Annotated in this window: 15 protein-coding genes; 6 read left to right on the top strand and 9 right to left on the bottom strand. The window is 61.3% G+C overall.

Annotated elements, in window-relative coordinates; genetic code table 11:
• Positions 1-68: 68 nt before the first annotated feature.
• On the bottom strand, positions 69-683 hold the full coding sequence (locus ACN9MU_RS10330; protein WP_426344527.1) for an FMN-dependent NADH-azoreductase: 615 nt from the start codon (positions 681-683) through the stop codon (positions 69-71).
• Positions 684-783: 100 nt separating this feature from the next.
• Between ACN9MU_RS10330 and ACN9MU_RS10325 the strand changes: the two genes are divergently transcribed.
• Positions 784-1,701 carry a LysR family transcriptional regulator gene (locus tag ACN9MU_RS10325; RefSeq protein ID WP_426170364.1) on the top strand — a complete coding sequence of 306 codons (918 nt, stop codon included), beginning with the start codon at positions 784-786 and terminating at the stop codon, positions 1,699-1,701.
• Positions 1,702-1,793: 92 nt separating this feature from the next.
• Positions 1,794-2,108, top strand: coding sequence for a hypothetical protein (locus ACN9MU_RS10320; RefSeq protein ID WP_426170362.1), 315 nt, complete (start codon positions 1,794-1,796; stop codon positions 2,106-2,108).
• 12 nt (positions 2,109-2,120) lie between these two features.
• On the opposite strand, the gene ACN9MU_RS10315 is transcribed toward ACN9MU_RS10320, so the two are convergent.
• The 5 genes from ACN9MU_RS10315 to ACN9MU_RS10295 all read right to left on the bottom strand — a co-directional run bounded on the left by ACN9MU_RS10315 (position 2,121) and on the right by ACN9MU_RS10295 (position 7,226).
• Positions 2,121-2,432 carry a chaperone modulator CbpM gene (locus ACN9MU_RS10315; protein WP_426322153.1) on the bottom strand — a complete coding sequence of 104 codons (312 nt, stop codon included), beginning with the start codon at positions 2,430-2,432 and terminating at the stop codon, positions 2,121-2,123.
• A gap of 3 nt (positions 2,433-2,435) precedes the next feature.
• Entirely contained in the window at positions 2,436-3,302 is an 867-nt protein-coding gene (locus ACN9MU_RS10310) for a DnaJ C-terminal domain-containing protein (protein ID WP_426170359.1), read from the bottom strand.
• Between the two features lie 648 nt (positions 3,303-3,950).
• The gene (locus ACN9MU_RS10305; RefSeq protein WP_426170357.1) at positions 3,951-4,139 is read right to left on the bottom strand and encodes a hypothetical protein; all 189 of its coding nucleotides are present in this window, start codon (positions 4,137-4,139) and stop codon (positions 3,951-3,953) included.
• Positions 4,140-4,540: 401 nt separating this feature from the next.
• The gene (locus ACN9MU_RS10300; protein WP_426337261.1) at positions 4,541-6,364 is read right to left on the bottom strand and encodes a hypothetical protein; all 1,824 of its coding nucleotides are present in this window, start codon (positions 6,362-6,364) and stop codon (positions 4,541-4,543) included.
• Positions 6,365-6,539: 175 nt separating this feature from the next.
• Positions 6,540-7,226, bottom strand: a complete 687-nt coding sequence (locus ACN9MU_RS10295) for a beta/gamma crystallin-related protein (protein WP_426322148.1) — start codon at positions 7,224-7,226, stop codon at positions 6,540-6,542.
• A gap of 97 nt (positions 7,227-7,323) precedes the next feature.
• Here ACN9MU_RS10295 and ACN9MU_RS10290 point away from each other — a divergent pair, with 97 nt between their 5' ends.
• The 4 genes from ACN9MU_RS10290 to ACN9MU_RS10275 all read left to right on the top strand — a co-directional run bounded on the left by ACN9MU_RS10290 (position 7,324) and on the right by ACN9MU_RS10275 (position 14,570).
• Positions 7,324-8,691: an MATE family efflux transporter gene (locus ACN9MU_RS10290; protein ID WP_426322146.1), complete on the top strand. Its 1,368-nt coding sequence runs from the start codon at positions 7,324-7,326 to the stop codon at positions 8,689-8,691.
• Positions 8,692-8,771: 80 nt separating this feature from the next.
• The gene (locus ACN9MU_RS10285) at positions 8,772-10,988 is read left to right on the top strand and encodes a DPP IV N-terminal domain-containing protein (protein WP_426170350.1); all 2,217 of its coding nucleotides are present in this window, start codon (positions 8,772-8,774) and stop codon (positions 10,986-10,988) included.
• 637 nt (positions 10,989-11,625) lie between these two features.
• Positions 11,626-12,288 carry a glutathione S-transferase family protein gene (locus tag ACN9MU_RS10280; protein ID WP_426337260.1) on the top strand — a complete coding sequence of 221 codons (663 nt, stop codon included), beginning with the start codon at positions 11,626-11,628 and terminating at the stop codon, positions 12,286-12,288.
• 155 nt (positions 12,289-12,443) lie between these two features.
• Positions 12,444-14,570 carry a hypothetical protein gene (locus ACN9MU_RS10275; RefSeq protein ID WP_426344526.1) on the top strand — a complete coding sequence of 709 codons (2,127 nt, stop codon included), beginning with the start codon at positions 12,444-12,446 and terminating at the stop codon, positions 14,568-14,570.
• 51 nt (positions 14,571-14,621) lie between these two features.
• Here the strand turns inward: ACN9MU_RS10275 and ACN9MU_RS10270 are convergent, their stop codons facing one another.
• The 3 genes from ACN9MU_RS10270 to ACN9MU_RS10260 form a co-directional block, all read right to left on the bottom strand.
• Positions 14,622-14,828 (bottom strand): CsbD family protein, encoded by a 207-nt coding sequence (locus tag ACN9MU_RS10270; RefSeq protein WP_057261494.1) that lies wholly within the window; start codon positions 14,826-14,828, stop codon positions 14,622-14,624.
• An 80-nt stretch (positions 14,829-14,908) separates the two neighbouring features.
• On the bottom strand, positions 14,909-15,523 hold the full coding sequence (locus ACN9MU_RS10265) for a class I SAM-dependent methyltransferase (protein WP_426322140.1): 615 nt from the start codon (positions 15,521-15,523) through the stop codon (positions 14,909-14,911).
• Between the two features lie 9 nt (positions 15,524-15,532).
• Positions 15,533-17,578 carry a M13 family metallopeptidase gene (locus ACN9MU_RS10260; RefSeq protein WP_426170343.1) on the bottom strand — a complete coding sequence of 682 codons (2,046 nt, stop codon included), beginning with the start codon at positions 17,576-17,578 and terminating at the stop codon, positions 15,533-15,535.
• Positions 17,579-17,679 lie beyond the last annotated feature (101 nt).

Here is a 17,679-nt window from a genome sequence, read left to right as displayed (position 1 = left end):
GAGTGAATGGTCGAGCCCGTGTCACACCCTGGGGTGAGACCCCAAGGTGTGACACGGGCTGGGCTGTATCAGGCTGCGATCAGTTGCTCGATCGACTTCTGGGCCTTGGCCAGCGTATCGGCGACGGCTTGCTCGCCCATCGATACGCCTTCGGCGCGGATGAATTGCACGTCGGTCAGGCCGATGAAGCCCAGCACGGTGCGCAGGAAGGTGGTCAGGTGGTCGTAGGCGACCGCCGCGCCTTCGCTGTACACGCCGCCGCTGGCGGTGAAGACGTAGACCTTCTTGCCCTTCAGCAGGCCTTCCGGGCCGTTGGCGGTGTACTGGAAGGTGCGGCCGGCGCGGGCTACGTGGTCGATCCAGGCCTTCAGCGACGATGGCACGGAGAAGTTGTACATCGGGGCGCCGATCACCACCACGTCGGCTGCAAACAGTTCGTCAACCAGGGTGTCGGATACTTTGACCACCTGCGCCTGTTCCGCATTGCGCGCTTCGGCGGGCGTGAAGAAGGCGCCCATCATCTGCTCCGTCAGGTGCGGCACCGGATTGGCAGCCAGGTCGCGCTCGACCACAGTATCAGCGGGGTTGGCAGCCTTCCACTTGGCGATGAACTCAGCCGACAGTTGGCGGGACAGGGAACCAGCGCTACGCACGCTGCTATTGATGTAGAGAACGTTTGCCATATACTTGCTCCAAGAAAGTTGATGATTGCGGCCATCTTAGAACGGGTTTATTATCGATGAAATAGGTTTTATAACGATAGAAATTATCGATTTTCTTGATATGCGAGATCCCGGCCTTCCCACCCTCGACCAGTTGCGCGTCTTCATCGCGGTGATCGACCACGGCGGTTTTGCCCATGCCGCGCGGGCCTTGCACCGCACCCAATCGGTGATCAGCTACACCATCGCCAACCTCGAAGAACAGCTGAATATCGCCCTGCTCGACCGCAGCACGCGCAAGCCGACCCTGACCGAAGCGGGCAAGACCCTGCTGGCCGATGCGCGCGCTGTGACCAGCAAGGTGGACGGCATGCGCTCCCGCGCCAAGGCCCTCGGCATGGGACTGGAGGCCGAGCTGAGCGTGGTGGTCGACGTCATGTTCCCGGCCTGCGTGCTGGTACGCGCGCTCGAGCAATTCCAGCGTGAGTTCCCGACCGTCTCGCTGCGCCTGCATACGGAAGCGCTGGGCGCCGTGGCGCAGATGGTGGCCGACCGCCGCTGCCAGCTGGGCGTGGCCGGCATGGCCGCCACCGCGCCCGTCAATATCGAGCGCCATGCCGCCGGCTTCGTCAAAATGATGCCGGTCTGCTCGCCGCTGCATCCATTGTCGCGTGAACCCGCGCCGATCCCGACTGCGGTCTTGCGCGAGCACTTGCAACTCGTGGTGACCGACCGCAGCCCGTTGACCGAAGGCCGCGATTTCGGCGTATTGGGCTTGCGCGACTGGCGGCTGGGCGACCTCGGCTCCAAACACGCCCTGCTGTTAGGCGGCTTAGGCTGGGGCAATATGCCCGAACACATGGTCATGCGCGATTTGGCCGAAGGACGCCTGCTGAGCCTGCACACCCAGGAGGGCCGCGAGCTTGATTACCCGCTGTTTGTGATCCACCGCGGCGACGATGAGCTGGGGCCGGCCGGCAAATGGCTGCGCCAGAAATTCATCGACATCGACCATACGCTGCCGCCGGATGCTTTCTAAACATTCCTACAGGCCAGCGGCGTGTGCACCTACAGGCTTGCCTGCTACTTCGGCCTAGCATGGATTCGCTTCAACCATAAAGGAGAGCGATCATGGCACCACGCAAGGACAGTGAGCAATCGGACGATTGGCGCAACCAGGCTGGGCAAGCTGGCCAGAGCGGCGGCAATCGCCAACAAGGCCAGCGCGAAAACCTGACCGGTGGCAACCAGCAATCCGACCAGGACCGCGGCAACAAGCAATCCGACCAGGACCGCGGCAGCAAGCAATCCGATCAGGAGCGCGGCAACAAGCAGAGCGACATCGGCCAGGGCCAGCGCCAGGGCAGCCGCGATGACTTGCTGGATGAGGAAGAAGGCAATACCGGCAACCGCGGCAATCGCGGCGGCCGAGACCAGCAACGCTAAGCTGTCACGCAGCTAAGCCATTCCGGCGGCGCGCAGGCGCGACTTCAGGCGGCGGACCTCGTCGCACAAATCCACCACCAGCGCCGCCAAATCTTCGTCCGCATCGAAATCCCGTTCAAGCTGGGCCAGGCGACGCGCCCTCCCCAGGTCCACGCTGGTGAATTGCAGGGTTTCGATGCTTGCCCCTTCCCTTCCGACCAGGATGCCGCGTTGTACGTGATGCACGACCCATTCCGGCTCGACAGCGCAGGCACGCGCCAGTTCATCCAGCGTCAGCGCCTGGTGTTCCAGCGGCACGCCTTCCACAATCTCTTCCTTGGGCATCGCTCATCCTCCTATTTCGCGTTGCATCTGTTCGTATAGCGCACGCCGCGCGGGCGTATCGGCTGGCGGGGCGAAGATTTCAAGAATCAGGTAGAGGTCGCCCGCCACGCCCGAGCTGTTGGCTGCGGGAATGCCGCGTCCTTTCAGGCGCAACTTGCGGCCGCTTTGCGAATTGGGCGGCACGGTCACGGTCACGCGGCCCGAAGGCGTGCTCACTTCGCGCTCGCCGCCCAGCGCGGCAAGCCATGGCGGGATCGGGACTTTCTCGTAGACGTCGCGGCCCTCGGCACGGTAACGGTCATCGGACTGGAAGGCGATTTCAAGGTACAGGTCGCCTGCCTCGGCGCCATTCATGCCGGGCTGGCCCTGTCCTCCCAGCCGCAGCTGCTGGCCGGCCGTCACGCCCTTCGGGATATTCACCTTGAGCGTCCGTTCGCGGCCCAGCGAAATCTCGCGCTGGGCGCCGTGGTAGGCGTCGTGCAGGCTGATTTCGAGAACGGCATGAATGTCTTCTCCACGCATGCGGAAACCCTGGCGGCCGCCGCGCTGTCCACCCACGTGGGCAAACAGGTCGGCAAAAAAATCTTCGGCGCTGCCACCTCCGAAGCCGGCGCTCCAATCGGGCGGCGGGCGGAATTCCTGGCCGGCGCGGTACTGGCCGCTGCCCAGCGAATCGTAGGCGGCACGCTTTTCGGCATCGCCGAGCACACCGTAAGCTTCATTCAGCTCCTTGGTGCGGGCATCGGCATCGGCTTCCTTGCTGACGTCCGGGTGATACTTGCGGACCAGCTTCCGATAAGCCTTCTTGATCTCGTCTTCGCTGGCAGTCTTGGGGACTCCCAGCGTGGCGTAGTAGTCCTTGTATTCCACGTACACGCTCCCGAAATGGCGTCCTTGCCAGTCTAGCGGAAAACGCCCACAAACGTCCGTTGCCGCATTCTCATGTGCCACGGCGCAGAATGACGACTACAGAATATTGAGCTCACTCAAGGGATATACGATGACAATACTAGCAAAACCGCCTACCCGAAGTGCGATTCACGATGGCATTCGGGCATAGCGCAATAGCATTCTCGACTGTGTCTTCGGTCTCCTCCACCAACGGCGTTCAATGATGCACCCTAGGTAAGGTGAGCCATCGGATTTGCGCCCAGGCGCCTTATCGGGGGGAGTGGTCGAGGAAAAGTAGACCGCCAGTCATGGGCTCCGATTAACGCTCACGCGGACAGGAATCTTGGCCCCACGTACATTTCGCGCTGTCACAATGCGTTCGACAATATGACCCGATATCCCTGCACGAGTCATGTACTGGCAAGCTTCCGCCACACCTGCCAAATACAGCAGCGACAGGCCGCATTGCACTATCTTCGCCATTTCGTGATCTTGCCGCCGTTGAGGCTTGCTTAAGCTGTTAGACATATGCACCTCCTTGCCGAAAGAAAGTATATGCACACGTCAGATGGCTTGCTTGGATATTCACAATACGAGCGTGCGAAAACAACTGTTTTGTAAGGTCCGTCAGGCCACGGTCGCCGGATTTGATAATTGAGTTTCCATGTGCGCCGCCAGGATGTGGGCAATGACCTCTGGGGTACAGCCGTGCTCAAACAGGAATTCAACGGCGGCGAGTCGAGACTGGCTGTTTGCAATCGCAATGGCGTCATCGGCTAACGCGCACTTGTTGTGGTCTGGCCGTTCCGATGACATGGCAGCCCTCTTGTCAAATGGCAGGTGCTCTTGATACCGATAGTATGCGCGCGTTTACTCCAAAGTGGCGACCTATTCTTGAGTCCGGCTGTAGCATAAATGTCATGACACGGCGCCACGACACTATTACCGCAGAACGAATGTCCATTGCACTGCTCACTCGAGCGGCATTTGGTGCTAAGGCAGGTTTGCGCTCCGCCTTGTTCTACGGCGTCCATGCGCCGCTGGCGGAAGAGGTGTTTGGTCGGCCAGCATCAAAAGTCCGCGTGCACGTGCCAGGCACAGCTGCCCAAGTTGACCGGAGAAAGCAGTCCCGATAGCGGCCTCAGTGACTTCGTCAGCGAAGCCGCGCCCAGGGCCAGCGGCGCGCTGGCACGCCGCTGGCCTGGCATTACTGCAGATTAGCGCTTATACACAGTCTCCATGATGCGCTGGTAGTTGTCCCGGGACTCCATCCAGACGGTGCGCGCCTTGACAGTCTCGCCAGTCGCCAGCGCTGGAAGCTTGAAGCTGGTGCTGAAGGTTCCCGCCGCGGTCGGCGACTCGGTCGACTCCAGGCCTGTGCGGCCATTCGAGGTTTCCTCGGTGATGGAGAGCCAGGTCACTGTGCCCGGGTTGACACTGGAGACTGCCAGCGTGAGGTCACGGGTGCTGTAGCTGGACAGTGCTGCCAGGCTCTGCTCCGACAGCGTTGCGAAGGCGGTGCTGGCCTTGGTTTCGGTCAGGTTCAGTGGACGGCGCTGCACTTTCAGGACGTAAGTGCCGTCGGCGCTGCCGGAAGCGAAGGAGAGCTTGGCATTGGCGGCGTCATACGCAGTCAGCACATACACCGCATTGTCAGGCAGGCGGCCAATGCCATCGTCGCCCATTGGAGAATTGCCGCCGCAGTCGGTGCCCATCACATAGGTACCCGACGAGTTGACAGCGTTGACCCACCTTTCGCCCACGCCTGGCGCGTTGTAGCGCAGGCCTGCCAGCGGCATGCCAGGACCGGTGATGACGATGTGGTCGAGCGTGCCAGCGGTCGTATTGTTGTTCAGGGTACGGTCGGTAATATTGAAATTGATGCCGGTGCGGTAGCAAGTGCCGCTGGCGCCAACAATCTTGCTCATGCTGGCAAACGCTTCCAGCTCCAGTGCGCGCTGGTTGCCGTGCAGACGCCATACGCCGTCGGTCGGGCTCTTGCGAATCTTCCAGTTTTCCAGGCGGTCCATGATCTGGCCAGACTTGGTCTTCACGGTGAACGATACGCGGGCAGTGATCTTGGCCGGATCGCTGTAATCGATCTGGTGGATTTCAATGTCGCTGAAGGTGGCGCCTACCAGGGCAGGTTCACTCACCAGGTGGCGGAAGAAGGCCGAGGCATCCACGTCGTCGCTGAGGAAGCCGGTGGTTGCAAATGGGAGCAGCGCATCTACCGTCGGCAGGCCGTCGGCGAACTTGGCGATGAAGTCGGTCAGCGCCTTCTTCACCAGCGGTGCATCGGTGGTGGCGGTGCTGATATTGTCCGCTGCCAGTTTCGTCGGGTTGGTTTCGACGGCTGCCTTCTGCTTCAGGTCGTCGGTGATCACCGAGGTGTTGGCGCTGGTGCTGATGGTGGCTACGGCGGTGCTCGAGTCTACCGTGACGTGGATTGCGTCCAGTGCCTTATCGAGCGGGCTCGACAATGGAACGAAGGGCGTGCGCAGCAGGTCGGCGTTGGCATCGACGCCCAGCGCGGTCAGAATCGCTTGCAGCTTTTCCTTGAGTTTGGCAGCTTCAGCATCGATCGTCGCAGCGGTTGCGGTGGCGGCGTTTTTATCGAACTGGTCGAAGTAATCCGCCGAAAGCTGGCCGCCTACATTCGCGGCGATCAGGTCGGTAAGCTGGGTGATATTGATCTTGCCGGAGGCATCGGCGCTGGTGGCGATCGAGTGCACGGTGTAGACCTGGCCGTTGGCCGAGCCAGAGGCGCGGAACACGAACGGGCCGGTCATGCCGGTGACATCGACCGAATACGCGCCGTTGACGCCAATCTGGGCGACTTTGGTGGCGCCTTTCGAATCCTTGACGGTGACGCTGCCGGCCAGTGGCGCGCCCACTGCTGCCGTACCGCTGAATACCACCGAAACCGGGGACGTCTGTACCGGTGGCGGCGTCGTTTCGCTGCTTGAACTGCTGCCGCCGCCGCATGCGGCCAAGGCCATGCTCACGGCACTTGCCAAAATCAGTTTATTGAACTTCATTCTGCCCTCAGGTTGTTAGCATTTAGATTATTTAATAGACATTATTAATATTTCCATATGGAAATTATAAATACTATTAGACAATGCTAGCACAGCCCTGGAACCCGGCTCAATTCCGGCGTTGCGAAAAAAAAAGCGCGCTGTGAAGCGCGCTCTTCTTGGGAGCAGTTTCCGATCAGCGTACGCGGCGGATCGAGGAGATGCGGTCGCTGAAGTCCCTCAGGTCCGGGTAGCGGCCTGGGGCGAAGGTGCGGCACTGGCCGCCAAAGTCGGCGTGTTCGCATGCTTCCCAGGTACCGTAGTTGACGACCATTGAGTTCGCGTTGTCGTTGAAATGGACATCGCGCAGGGTACTCAAGTCGTTATTGACCTGCACGATGCGGCCACGGAAGCCGTTGTCGTTGAACAGCTCCACCGCCGGACCGCGCTGCTCCTGCTCATATCCACGATAGTCGCGGCGTTCTTCGCGACGCTCTTCACGCCAGCGGTCATCACGGTCATCACGATTATCGCGGCCCCAGCCCCAGCCCTGGCCACGGTCGCGGCGGCGCTCGATCTCGCGGGCAGAAGAAAAGTTGTTGTTGAACTGGCGCAGGTTAGGATATTCGCCGCGCTCGAAGACGGCACACTGGCCCTGGAAATTAACGTGCTCGCACAATTCCCAGGTGCCGGAACGCACCACCAGGCTCGAAGCGCGGTCGTTGAAATCGAAGTCGCGGAAGTTGTCGGCGGCGCCGTCGGCAATCACCACGCGCTGGCCGCGAAAGTCTTCGCGCGAGAAGAGTTGCAGTTCACCGGCCGAAGCGGCCTGGCCAAGAAGGGAAGCGGCCAGCAGGATAGCGGCGGTCAAGGTATTCTTCATTACTAAATCTCCGATATTCAGGCATCCTAAGCGCTCTAACGCGGCGCAAAGGCCGTTAGACTACCCTACCTTGTAACAAATTCCTACTGTGCAACACATGCCGACGACAATTTCGACCGCTAATTTACGCAACGAAGCAACAGCATTATGGAAATTGGCCTGGCCGGTATTGATTGGGCAACTCGCCACGGTCGGCATGGCGGTGGCGGACGTGGCGATGACCGGCCACACCCGGGCTTCCGAGCTGGCTGCAGTGTCGACCGGCGCTGCGATCTGGTCGATCGTGCTGGTGACCGTGATGGGCACCATGATGGCCATGAATACGCTGGTGGCGCATGAAGTGGGCGCCGGCAATTACCAGCGCATCCCGCACCTGGTGCGCCAGGGCTTGTGGAAAGGCCTGGGCGTCGGCATTGTGGCCATGCTGCTGGCCAATCTCTGCACCCTGCTGTTCGACCACCTGCAACTGGCGCCGGAAGTCAACCAGCGCGCTTCGCTGTTCGTGCACATCATCAGTATCGGCCTGCCGCCGTTCGCCTGTTATCGCGCACTGTATGGCTACAGCGCCAGCATCAACCAGACCAAGCCCGTGATGGTGATTGCCCTGTTCGGGCTGGCCTTCAACGTGTTCGTGAACTGGCTGCTGATCTTCGGCCATTGGGGCTTGCCGGCCATGGGCGGCGTCGGTTGCGCGGTGTCGACCGGGATCTGCATGTGGCTGATGCTGGGCGCCATGCTGGCGTGGATGCGTATTTCGCGCGCCTATCGCGCCACCTATCCTTTCACGCATTGGGAGGGACCGCACTGGCCTGAAATCCGCAGCATGTTGCGGCTTGGCCTGCCGATCGGCGTGACCTACTTCGCCGAGGTGAGCGCCTTCGGCGCGGTGGCGCTGCTGGTGGCGCGCTTCGGCGTGATCGAACAGTCGGCGCACCAGATTGCGCTGAACTTCTCTTCGCTGGTGTTCATGGTGCCGCTTAGCCTTGGCATCGGCATGGTGACGCGCGTGGGCCAGGCGCTGGGCGAAGGCGATGCGCGCCGTGCCCGTTCGGCGTCATGGGTCGGGCTCGGCATGTCGCTGGCGTTTGCCGTGGTGTCGGCTGCGTTCATTGCCGCATTCCGCAATGAGATCGCGGCCGCCTACACCAGTGATGTCGCAGTCCAGCAGACGTGCGTCACCCTGCTGCTGTTTGCCGCGCTGTTCCAGTTGTCCGACGCGACGCAGGTGGCGGCGGCTTGCGCGATCCGCGGCTACAAGGTGACGCGCGGGCCGATGCTGATCCAGCTGCTGGCGTTCTGGGTGTTTGCGCTGCCGGTCGGCTGCCTGCTGGGCTTGTGGAAGGAAATGGCGGCAGCCGGATTCTGGATCGGGCTGGTGCTCGGCCTGACAATTGCTGCCATTTTGCTTACGGCCTACCTGCGCACACTGTCGAATTCCCGGGTGGCCGAAGGAAAAACGGCATAGGGCGTTGCATTCCGAATTTCAGCGGGGGCGGGTTCTGGTATTGTCTTGCGATTCGTAAGTAAACCATTCCGGGACAAACAATGCGCCTTATCCTCACCCTGGCAGCCCTGCTGGCTGCCGGTACCGCTTCCGCTGAACGCCTGACACTGGAGCGCCTGTACGCCGACCCGGCACTGTCCGGCCCTGGCGTGCGCGCCCTCAAGGTTTCACCGGATGGCGCCCGCGTCACCTTCCTGCGCGCCCGCGCGGACGACCAATACCAGATGGACCTGTGGGAATACAACATGAAGGACAAGACCACGCGCCGCCTGGTCGACTCCAAGGCCCTGGTCCCGGTCGAGAACTTGTCCGACGCTGAAAAAGCACTGCGCGAACGCGCCCGCACCGCGGCCCTGAAAGGCATTATCTCCTACAACTGGTCACCTGATGGCAAGCAGTTGCTGGTGCCGCTGGCCGGCAACCTGTACCTGGTCGACCTGTCCAAGCCGGACAGCGCGCGCCTGGTGGCTGCGGGCAGCGTCATCGATCCGAAGATTTCGCCGAAAGGCAAATACGTTTCCTTCGTGCGCAACCAGAACCTGTTCGTGATCGACCTGGCCACCGGCAAGGAGCGCCAGCTGACCACCGACGGCAAGGGCACCGTGCATAACGGCGAAGCAGAATTCGTGGCGCAGGAAGAAATGCACCAGTTCACCGGCTACTACTGGGCGCCGGACGATTCCGCCATTGCCTTCCGCTGGTACGACGAAGCGCAGGTGCCGGTGGCGCGCCGCTTCGAGATTTATGCCGACCGCACCGACGTAGTGGAGCAGCGCTACCCTGCCGCCGGCGACAAGAACGCCATCGTCGGCCTGAAGATCGTGTCGCCAAACGGCGGCGAAATCCGCAACGTGGACCTGGGTGCCAACAAGGATATCTACCTGGTGCGTGCCGACTGGAGCAAGGACTCCCGGTCGCTGTTCTTCCAGCGCCAGTCGCGCGACCAGAAGACGCTGGAGCTGATCGCAGTCGATGCGGCCACGCTGACACAGCGCCCTGTACTGACCGAAACCTCGAAAACCTGGACCACCATCAACGACGACCTGCGCTTCCTGGAAAGCGGCAAGGGCTTTATCTGGTCGTCCGAGCGCACTGGCCGCAATCACCTGTACTTCTACGGCATGGACGGCAAGCTGAAACACGCCATCTCCAAAGGCGAATGGGGCTTTGACGATGTGCTGGCAGTGGACGAGAAATCGGGCAAGGTCTTCGTCTCCTCCAACAAGGACGCAGTCTACGACAAGCAGGTCTATGAACTGAAGCTGGACGGCTCGACCGCCGACAAGCCAAAGCGCATCACCCAGGCTGACGGTTGGCATGACGCCTCCTTCTCCAAGCATGGCGAAGTGTTCGTGGATACCTGGTCCGATCCTGCCACCCCGCCCCAAGTCGCGATCCGCCGTCCGGACGGTGCGCTGGTGAGCTGGCTGGAAAAGAATGAAGTCAACGAGTCGCACCCCTACTTCAAGTACAAATCGGACCAGTTGCCGGTCGAATTCGGCAACATGAAGGCGAAGGATGGCCAGACCCTGTACTACTCGATGATCAAGCCGTACAAGTTCGACGCCAGCAAGAAGTACCCGGTCTACCTGTCCACCTACGGCGGCCCTCACTCGCAGCACGTGACCCGCAAATGGGACAGCCAGCAATTCGACCAGTACATGGCGCAGCAAGGCTATGTGGTCTTCCGCCTGGATAACCGCGGCTCCTCGCGCCGCGAGCGCGTGTTCACCGACGCCATCTACCGCAACCTGGGCAAGGTGGAAGTGGAAGACCAGCTGACCGGCATCGACTGGCTGGGCCAGCAGCCGTTCGTGGACGCCAAGCGCATCGGCGTGTACGGCTGGAGCTATGGCGGCTTCATGACCCTGCGCCTGCTGTCGCAAGGCTCGGACAAGATCGCAGCCGGCGTGTCCGGCGCACCGGTGACCGACTGGGGCCTGTACGACACCCACTACACCGAGCAGTTCATGGACCGCCCATCCGACAACGTGGAAGGCTACAAGCAATCGAACGTGTTCTATCACGTCGACGGGCTGAAGTCGAAGCTGCTGCTGATCCACGGCATGGCGGACGACAACGTCCTGTTCACCAACACCACCAAGATGATCGATGCGCTGGTGAACCGCGGCGTGCAGTTCGAGCTGATGACCTACCCGGGCGCCAAGCACGGCGTGTCGAACCGCCTGGCCAAGCGCCACGTGCAAACCTACATCGACGCCTTCTTCCGCAAGCACCTGAAGCCGGAATCGAACTAAGGCCCGGACCAAGCGCCCTGCCCTGAAGCCCGCCCGCGCAATCCGGCGGGCTTTTTCTTTGCTGCGCCTCAAGCCCGTGCCGATACTGCCGCGCTACGCTTATAAGATGGGCTGGTTCTCCATCAATATCATGCTACCGGTTTTCGCCCCGCTGGCATTGCTCTTCATCGCCGGCAAGATCTGCACGCCTATCGAACCATTTGCCTCGCGGGTGGTCTTGCATGCTCGCCGTCTTGGGAGCGCTAATCCCAGTAGCCGAACCGACAATCACGTTTAGATCGGTCGCCGCCTGTCTCCTTCACTACCGACTACTTTGCGTATCTACATTCACAATGATTATTGCCGCAGTTTTGCATTGCGTCGTTCTTTTTGCGCTCGGGCTCGCTTGCAAATAGCCATTCCCCTGCCAGACTGGGAGTACCCACGAAGGAAAAGATATGAAGCAAAGAATCACCGCATTTCTCAAAGACGAGCAACGAGCATCGAGAGTCATCCTTAACTGGATTGCAGGACTAAGCTTTACCTGCCTTTTGGGGTCACTGGCCGCGTTGATGTTAATGAAGTGAAGCGAGATGTCGATTTAAGAAAGTCTCATCCGTCGTAGTGGTACGATCCAACCACCACCGACGGAGTCCTCATGTCCCTGCAACTTTTCTACCATCCCCTTTCATCCTATTCCATGAAGGCGCTGATTGCGCTATATGAAAACGGCACGCCGTTCGAGTACCGCATGCTGTCGCCGGAACATCCTGAAAACTGCGCACAGTTTGCCGGACTGTGGCCGATCCAGAAATTCCCCATCCTACTGGACGGCGAGCGCATGGTGGTCGAGGCCAGCATCGTGATCGAACACCTGGCGCTTCACTATCCCGGGATGGTAAAGCTGCTCCCCACTGATCCGAAGGCGGCGCTGGAAGTACGCATGATGGACCGCTTCTTCGACAACCACATCGCCACGCCGCAGCAAAAACTGGTGGCCGACGTCCTGCGCCCCGAAGGCGAGCACGATGGCTACGGCACGGCCGAAGCGCGGCGCAAGCTCGATACGGCCTACGCGTGGCTGGACAACGTGATGGCACATCGCATCTGGGCAGCCGGCGAGGAATTCAGCATGGCCGATTGCGCAGCCGCCCCCTTCCTGTTGTATGCGCACTGGTCACATCCGATTCCTGCCCTGCATGAGCATGTGTTGGCCTATCTGGCGCGCCTGCGTGCGCGCCCCTCCTTCGCCCGGGCCTGGGCCGAGGCCAAGCCGTACCGCCATATGTTCCCGCTGGGCGTCCCGGCCGGCGAGGAATAAGCGCCGCAAACGGCGAAAACTGAGTAGGGCCATCACCGAAATCTGAGTGCCAGCACCAATTCGCATCAGGCCCATGCGCAATACATTGCTCGCTATGCCGCCCTGGAACCCAGGGTGGCAAATCCCCTGGATTGTCAACATTAGCGAGGTGTGCCATGGCTCAGTCCGCCGAAAAATCCATTACGTTCCACATCACCAGCGAGGAACGTCCCGACTTCAAACATCCCCTGGTGCTTTACCTGTTCGACACCCAACAGCAACTCAAGCAGCGCGTTGAAGTGAAGGAAGGCAAGGCGGAACTTGCGCTGCCACCGGGAGGACTGGGGCATATGCGCCTGTTCGTCGCACCGTTCAACGAGCGGCTCGACGCCAAGGCAACGCCGGCCAGGCTGGAACGCATGGGCGCCTATGAACCTGTGCTGCATGTCGAAGGCCGCCTGGAGAGCCTGATCGACATTCCAGGCTCCCTGATCGACATCTGGCCGTTCTGCTTCTGCCGTGTGCGCGGCCGCGTAGTGCGAAACGACGATAATCGCCCGATCTGCCATGCGCGAGTGCACATCTGCGAAGTGGACCGCATTCCGTTCTGGATCGATACGCTGCCCGATCATGACCTGTTCCACCTGCGCGACGATTTGCTGGCCATCCTGCGCTTCCCGCCCGTACCAGACCCCGATCCCGGTCCCCTGCGCTTGCCGTTACGCTTTGCACAACCGGCTCCTTCCAAGGCAGCACAGGCAATGAACGACATGGCGCTGCAGATGCCCGACATGCCGGCCGGCTTGCCGCGCATGCTGCGCAGCGCGTCGTCGACGCACCTGAGGGCGATGTTGCGTGAGAACTGGACCGTGCTGATTCCATGGTTCTGCTACTGGCCGCACTGGTGGCACCGGCTGCGCTGTGACGAGATGGCCGTCGTCGAAACCGACGGGAATGGCCACTTCGACGCCACCCTGATCATCCCCTGCCACGGCGACCAGCCCGACCTGTATTTCTGGGTTGAGTTCAATTTTGGCGCAGGCTACGAGACGGTCTACCGGCCCGCCATGGCTTGCCATACTTACTGGAATTACCATTGCGGCAGCGAGGTGACGATCCGTATCACCGACCCCAGGGTGCCATCGTGCGACCCGAACCTTGACCTGTCCGGCTGCCAGCTGATCTTCAACACCATCGGCTCCAATATCACGGTAAACCAGTTGCAAACCTCCGGCGCGGAAGGTACGACCCTGGGCGGAGCACCGCTTGGCGGCACCCTGGAAATGCGCGTCGACTTCAGCCGGACCACGCTGATCGCGATGGGGATTCCTTACTATCAATGGTCATATCGGCGCTTGACCGGGCCGAACGGCACATCAACCATTGTCGCTCCCGGTTCGGTTCCGCTGGGCGACTGGCGCGTGATGACACATGCCGTCTACCGCTATTACCGCGACGGCGACAGCTATCCATCCGAACCAATGGGTCCAGTGCCCGCTGTCGGCCCAAGTCCCGAAAACCTGTTCAGGATCCAGCCCGCAAATCCCCCGTCCACCTCAGGCTACTGGTACGAGATGTCGGAGCATATTGACAAGGCGACGGCCTACTTTGAAACCGATATCCTGCCCGGCGCGCCGCGAGCCGACGCAGTGCTGGCGGAAGACATGGCCGCCGGCCTGTATGAAGTGAAGCTGGAACTGTTTGACTCATCCGGCGCGAGGGTCGTGGACTGGGATGCCCGGCATATCGATTTGCGCGTCATGGATCAACCGGCCGGAGCACCCGTCCTGACCACCAGCAGCGCACCAGAGTACAACAGGGTGCGCGAAGCAGGACAGACCTGCGCCTTCCGCATGGTACTGCGCGTCGACAACAACCGCTGCGCGGCGGATATCCTGCCAGTGGACGGGGGAGTCTCGGCAGACCCGGAATGCGGTTTCCACCTGTACGCCGGCCCGGACAGCCAGGCGCACGTGTCATTCCTGGCCCGGCATCCGAACCACTTTGCCACGTTCACGTTCCAGACAACTCGGGCGGCGACATCAATCAGCAGCGGGGCCGCGGACACGACCGGCAGAAGTGGCGACCCTGCGGGGACCCATGGCTTTACCCAAGGCGCGGATTTCGTCTACGGGAAAGACGTCACGGTGTCGGACATCCTGGGCGAATGCGACAACGCGGCATTTTCGGAAGCGCTGTCGGTCCAGGCTTGGGCAGTCAACGGCTACGGGCAGATTTATACCTATGACGCCCACGACCACGCCGCATTCGCGCTCGCCAAGCCCTGCCCTACCTGTAGCTGATTAGCACAGCAAGGCCGGGCTCCGGGAGGGCCGGCCTTGCCGTGTGTTCACTTATTGACGGTTGCCGCGGTCGATCAGCTCGTCCGTGGCATCGTCGATGGCTTCACGCAGGTCGCCGCGCTGTTTCTGCAGCTTGCCTTCAACCTGCTTGGCGACGCCCTTCACCTGTTGTTTCGAGCTGCCGACCAGTTCGCCGGTTTCTTCCTGGATCTTGCCGCCGATTTCCTTGGCTTTGCCCTTCACTTGGTCCTTGTTCATGATGCGCTCCTCATTAAAAAAGTGAGACGAGCAAATGATACGAATCGGCATCGAGACCCACTGTACGCAAGCTAACAGAACTAGGCTTTACGCCAGACTGAAGCCAGCCATGGCTGCTGTTCGCGCGGCAAGCCTGCCGGGCGGTAATAGTGGGTGATGGGCTCGAAGCCGGCTGCGGTGACGACTTCAAACCAGGTCTCGAAATCGTAGTAACAGCCATAACGAGGACCGTTCCATCCTTCCTCATTGTGACCGCGAGGGTTGGAGCTGAACAGCACGCCGCGCGGTTTCAGCGCTGCATGCAGGCGCTTCAGCACATCGGGCAGCACGGCACTGGGAACGTGGAACAGGGAGGCGTTGGCAAAGATGCCGTCAAACGACACGGGCGGCAGGTCCAGCGCGACGAAATCCTGGTGCAGGACTGTGCATCCGCTCCAGTTCTGCGCCATTTCCACGAAATGGGCTGAGCCGTCGAGGCCGACCGGCTCATGTCCAAGCGCCTTGAAGGTGCGCAGGTCGCGGCCAGGGCCGCAACCCAGGTCGAGGATGCGGAACGGAGGCGTTCCTTCAATCGCATCGAGCAGCGCCGCAATGTTCTGGCTTACGTCGTGGTCGCGCGTGCCTTCGAGGAAGGCTTGCGCGTTGCGCTCGTAGTGTTCCAGCGTGCGGCGGGTGATCTGCTCGATGTCGTCCATCCTCCTACTTTACCAGACGCGCACGCGCTGTTCAGGCGCCAGGTACAGCTTCTGGCCAGGCTTCACGTCGTAGGCCTGGTACCAGGCGTCCAGGTTGCGCACGGTGTAGGTGCGCCACTTGGCCGGCGAGTGGCCGTCGGTCATGACCTGGTTGCGCAGCGAGGCGTCGCGGGCCTTGTTGGCCCAGCTTGCGGCGTAGCCGTTGAAGAAGTCACGGTCCTGCGCCGGGGTGGCTTTGCCGCCCAGCGAAACGTGGTAGGCGTCCAGGGCTGCAGCCAGGCCCGCCAGGTCGGCCAGGTTTTCGCTCAGGGTCAGGGTGCCGTTCAACTTCAGGTCCGGGAAGGCTTCATAGGCGTCGTACTGTGCCACCAGCTTGGCGGCTGCCTGCTTGAAGTGCTCGCCGTCTTCCTTGGTCCACCAGTCGCGCAGGCGGCCCTTGGAGTCGAACTGGGCGCCCTGGTCGTCGAAGCTGTGGCTGATCTCATGGCCGATCACGGCGCCGATCGCGCCATAGTTCAGCGCATCGCTGGCCTTCATGTCGAAGAATGGCGGCTGCAGGATGGCGGCGGGGAAGTTCAGCGCATTCTGCATCGGCATGTTCACGGCGTTCACCACGTGCGGCGGCATGCACCATTCGGTTGGGTCAACCTTCTTGCCCAGTTTCGCCAGCTGCTGCTTGTAGTGGAACTGCTCGGCGCGCAGGGCGTTGCCCATGGCGTCGTCAGCCTTGATTTCCAGGCCTTCGTAGGAAGTCCATTTGTCCGGATAGCCCACGCCAACGTACAGGGTGCGCAGTTTTTCCTGCGCTTCCTTCTTGGTGGCAGGCGCCATCCAGTCCAGCGCATCGACGCGCTTGCGGAAGGAGTCGACGATATTGGCCACCATGGTTTGCAGGCGCGCCTTGGCTTCAGCCGGGAAGTAGCGTTCGACGTACATCTTGCCGGCGGCATCCGGCACCGCGTTATTGACTGCGCTCAGGCCGCGTTTCCAGCGCGGCGACAGTTGCGGCGTGCCGTTCATGGTGCGGCCGTAGAATTCAAAGCGCTGGTCGACGAAGGCTTTCGGCAGGAAGCCGCCGAAGTGGTTCACGGTGTGGAAGGCCAGGAAGTCCTTCCAGGCTTGCAGCGGCATCTCATTCACGAGGGCGGCGCTACCGGTAATTGCGGTCGGGTGATAGACAATGAACTTGTTCTGCTTGCCCAGGCCGGCGGCGCGGAAGAAGGCGCGCCAGTCCATGCCTGGCGCCTTGGCGGCGAAGTCGCGCATGGTCCAGGTGTTGTTGGCTTTCTGGATGTCGGCCGAATCCTCGCGGCTGCCGTGGGCCTGGGCCAGCTTGCGCTCCAGCTCATACACGCGCGCGGCACGGGTTTCCGGCTCGCTATAGCCGGCCAGCTTCAGCATGGCGGCGATGTGGGCCTGGTAGGCGGTGCGCAGCTGGTGCATGCGCTGGTTGTCGTCCAGGTAGTAGGCACGGTCCGGCATGCCCAGGCCGCCCTGCAGGATGTATGGAGTGTAGTGCTTCGGGTCGGTCAGGCCCTGTGCGATCCAGATGCCGAACAGGTTCTCGGTGTAGAAATTAGTGGAGTTCAGCGGATCCACGTCGGCGCGGATGGAGGTAGCCAGGGCGCGAACCAGCGCGGCCTTGTCCTTGATGGCGTCGATCTTTTCCAGTTCCGGCTTGAGCGATTTCAGGCCATGCGCTTCAATTGCCGCTTCGTCCATGAAGCTGCGGTAGAAGTCCGTCACGCGGCGGGTGTCGCCGGTTGGCGACTTGGCGGCGGTTTCGTCGATCAGCTTGACGATGCGCTCGTTGGTCGCATCGCCCAGCGCCGAACCGGCGCCCCAGCTGCCTTTGTCGGCCGGGATCTGGGTCTTGGCCAGCCATTCGGCGTTCACATGGCCAAAGAAATCGTCGCCCGGCAGCGGGACGGCGTCTTGCGTTTGCGCGGCCGGGGCTGCCTGTTGGGCAATCGCCGGGGCCAATCCAAAGGTGGCTCCACAGAAGGCCAGGGTAAGGGCCAGCTTGAGCGGCGTAACGCGGTTGGATGCTTGCATTTTTTGTATCCCTATCTAGTTATAAGTGGCGGAATGAGCCAGGCTGCACTCTAACTGCAACGCAAGCGTGACATCGCCCCGTTGCGACAGACTGCAAATTT

It is taken from the genome of Pseudoduganella sp. R-32 (assembly GCF_049913245.1).
Taxonomy (GTDB): Bacteria; Pseudomonadota; Gammaproteobacteria; order Burkholderiales; family Burkholderiaceae_D; genus Rugamonas.
This window is presented reverse-complemented; position numbering and strand designations above follow the sequence as displayed.

What these genes read in the sequence shown, in the direction of transcription:
- ACN9MU_RS10330 (WP_426344527.1), bottom strand. Translation starts at nt 683, where the DNA reads ATGGCAAACGTTCTCTACATCAATAGCAGCGTGCGTAGCGCTGGTTCC.
- ACN9MU_RS10325 (WP_426170364.1), top strand. Translation starts at nt 784, where the DNA reads ATGCGAGATCCCGGCCTTCCCACCCTCGACCAGTTGCGCGTCTTCATC.
- ACN9MU_RS10320 (WP_426170362.1), top strand. Translation starts at nt 1,794, where the DNA reads ATGGCACCACGCAAGGACAGTGAGCAATCGGACGATTGGCGCAACCAG.
- ACN9MU_RS10315 (WP_426322153.1), bottom strand. Translation starts at nt 2,432, where the DNA reads ATGCCCAAGGAAGAGATTGTGGAAGGCGTGCCGCTGGAACACCAGGCG.
- ACN9MU_RS10305 (WP_426170357.1), bottom strand. Translation starts at nt 4,139, where the DNA reads ATGTCATCGGAACGGCCAGACCACAACAAGTGCGCGTTAGCCGATGAC.
- ACN9MU_RS10300 (WP_426337261.1), bottom strand. Translation starts at nt 6,364, where the DNA reads ATGAAGTTCAATAAACTGATTTTGGCAAGTGCCGTGAGCATGGCCTTG.
- ACN9MU_RS10295 (WP_426322148.1), bottom strand. Translation starts at nt 7,226, where the DNA reads ATGAAGAATACCTTGACCGCCGCTATCCTGCTGGCCGCTTCCCTTCTT.
- ACN9MU_RS10290 (WP_426322146.1), top strand. Translation starts at nt 7,324, where the DNA reads ATGCCGACGACAATTTCGACCGCTAATTTACGCAACGAAGCAACAGCA.
- ACN9MU_RS10285 (WP_426170350.1), top strand. Translation starts at nt 8,772, where the DNA reads ATGCGCCTTATCCTCACCCTGGCAGCCCTGCTGGCTGCCGGTACCGCT.
- ACN9MU_RS10280 (WP_426337260.1), top strand. Translation starts at nt 11,626, where the DNA reads ATGTCCCTGCAACTTTTCTACCATCCCCTTTCATCCTATTCCATGAAG.
- ACN9MU_RS10275 (WP_426344526.1), top strand. Translation starts at nt 12,444, where the DNA reads ATGGCTCAGTCCGCCGAAAAATCCATTACGTTCCACATCACCAGCGAG.
- ACN9MU_RS10270 (WP_057261494.1), bottom strand. Translation starts at nt 14,828, where the DNA reads ATGAACAAGGACCAAGTGAAGGGCAAAGCCAAGGAAATCGGCGGCAAG.
- ACN9MU_RS10265 (WP_426322140.1), bottom strand. Translation starts at nt 15,523, where the DNA reads ATGGACGACATCGAGCAGATCACCCGCCGCACGCTGGAACACTACGAG.
- ACN9MU_RS10260 (WP_426170343.1), bottom strand. Translation starts at nt 17,578, where the DNA reads ATGCAAGCATCCAACCGCGTTACGCCGCTCAAGCTGGCCCTTACCCTG.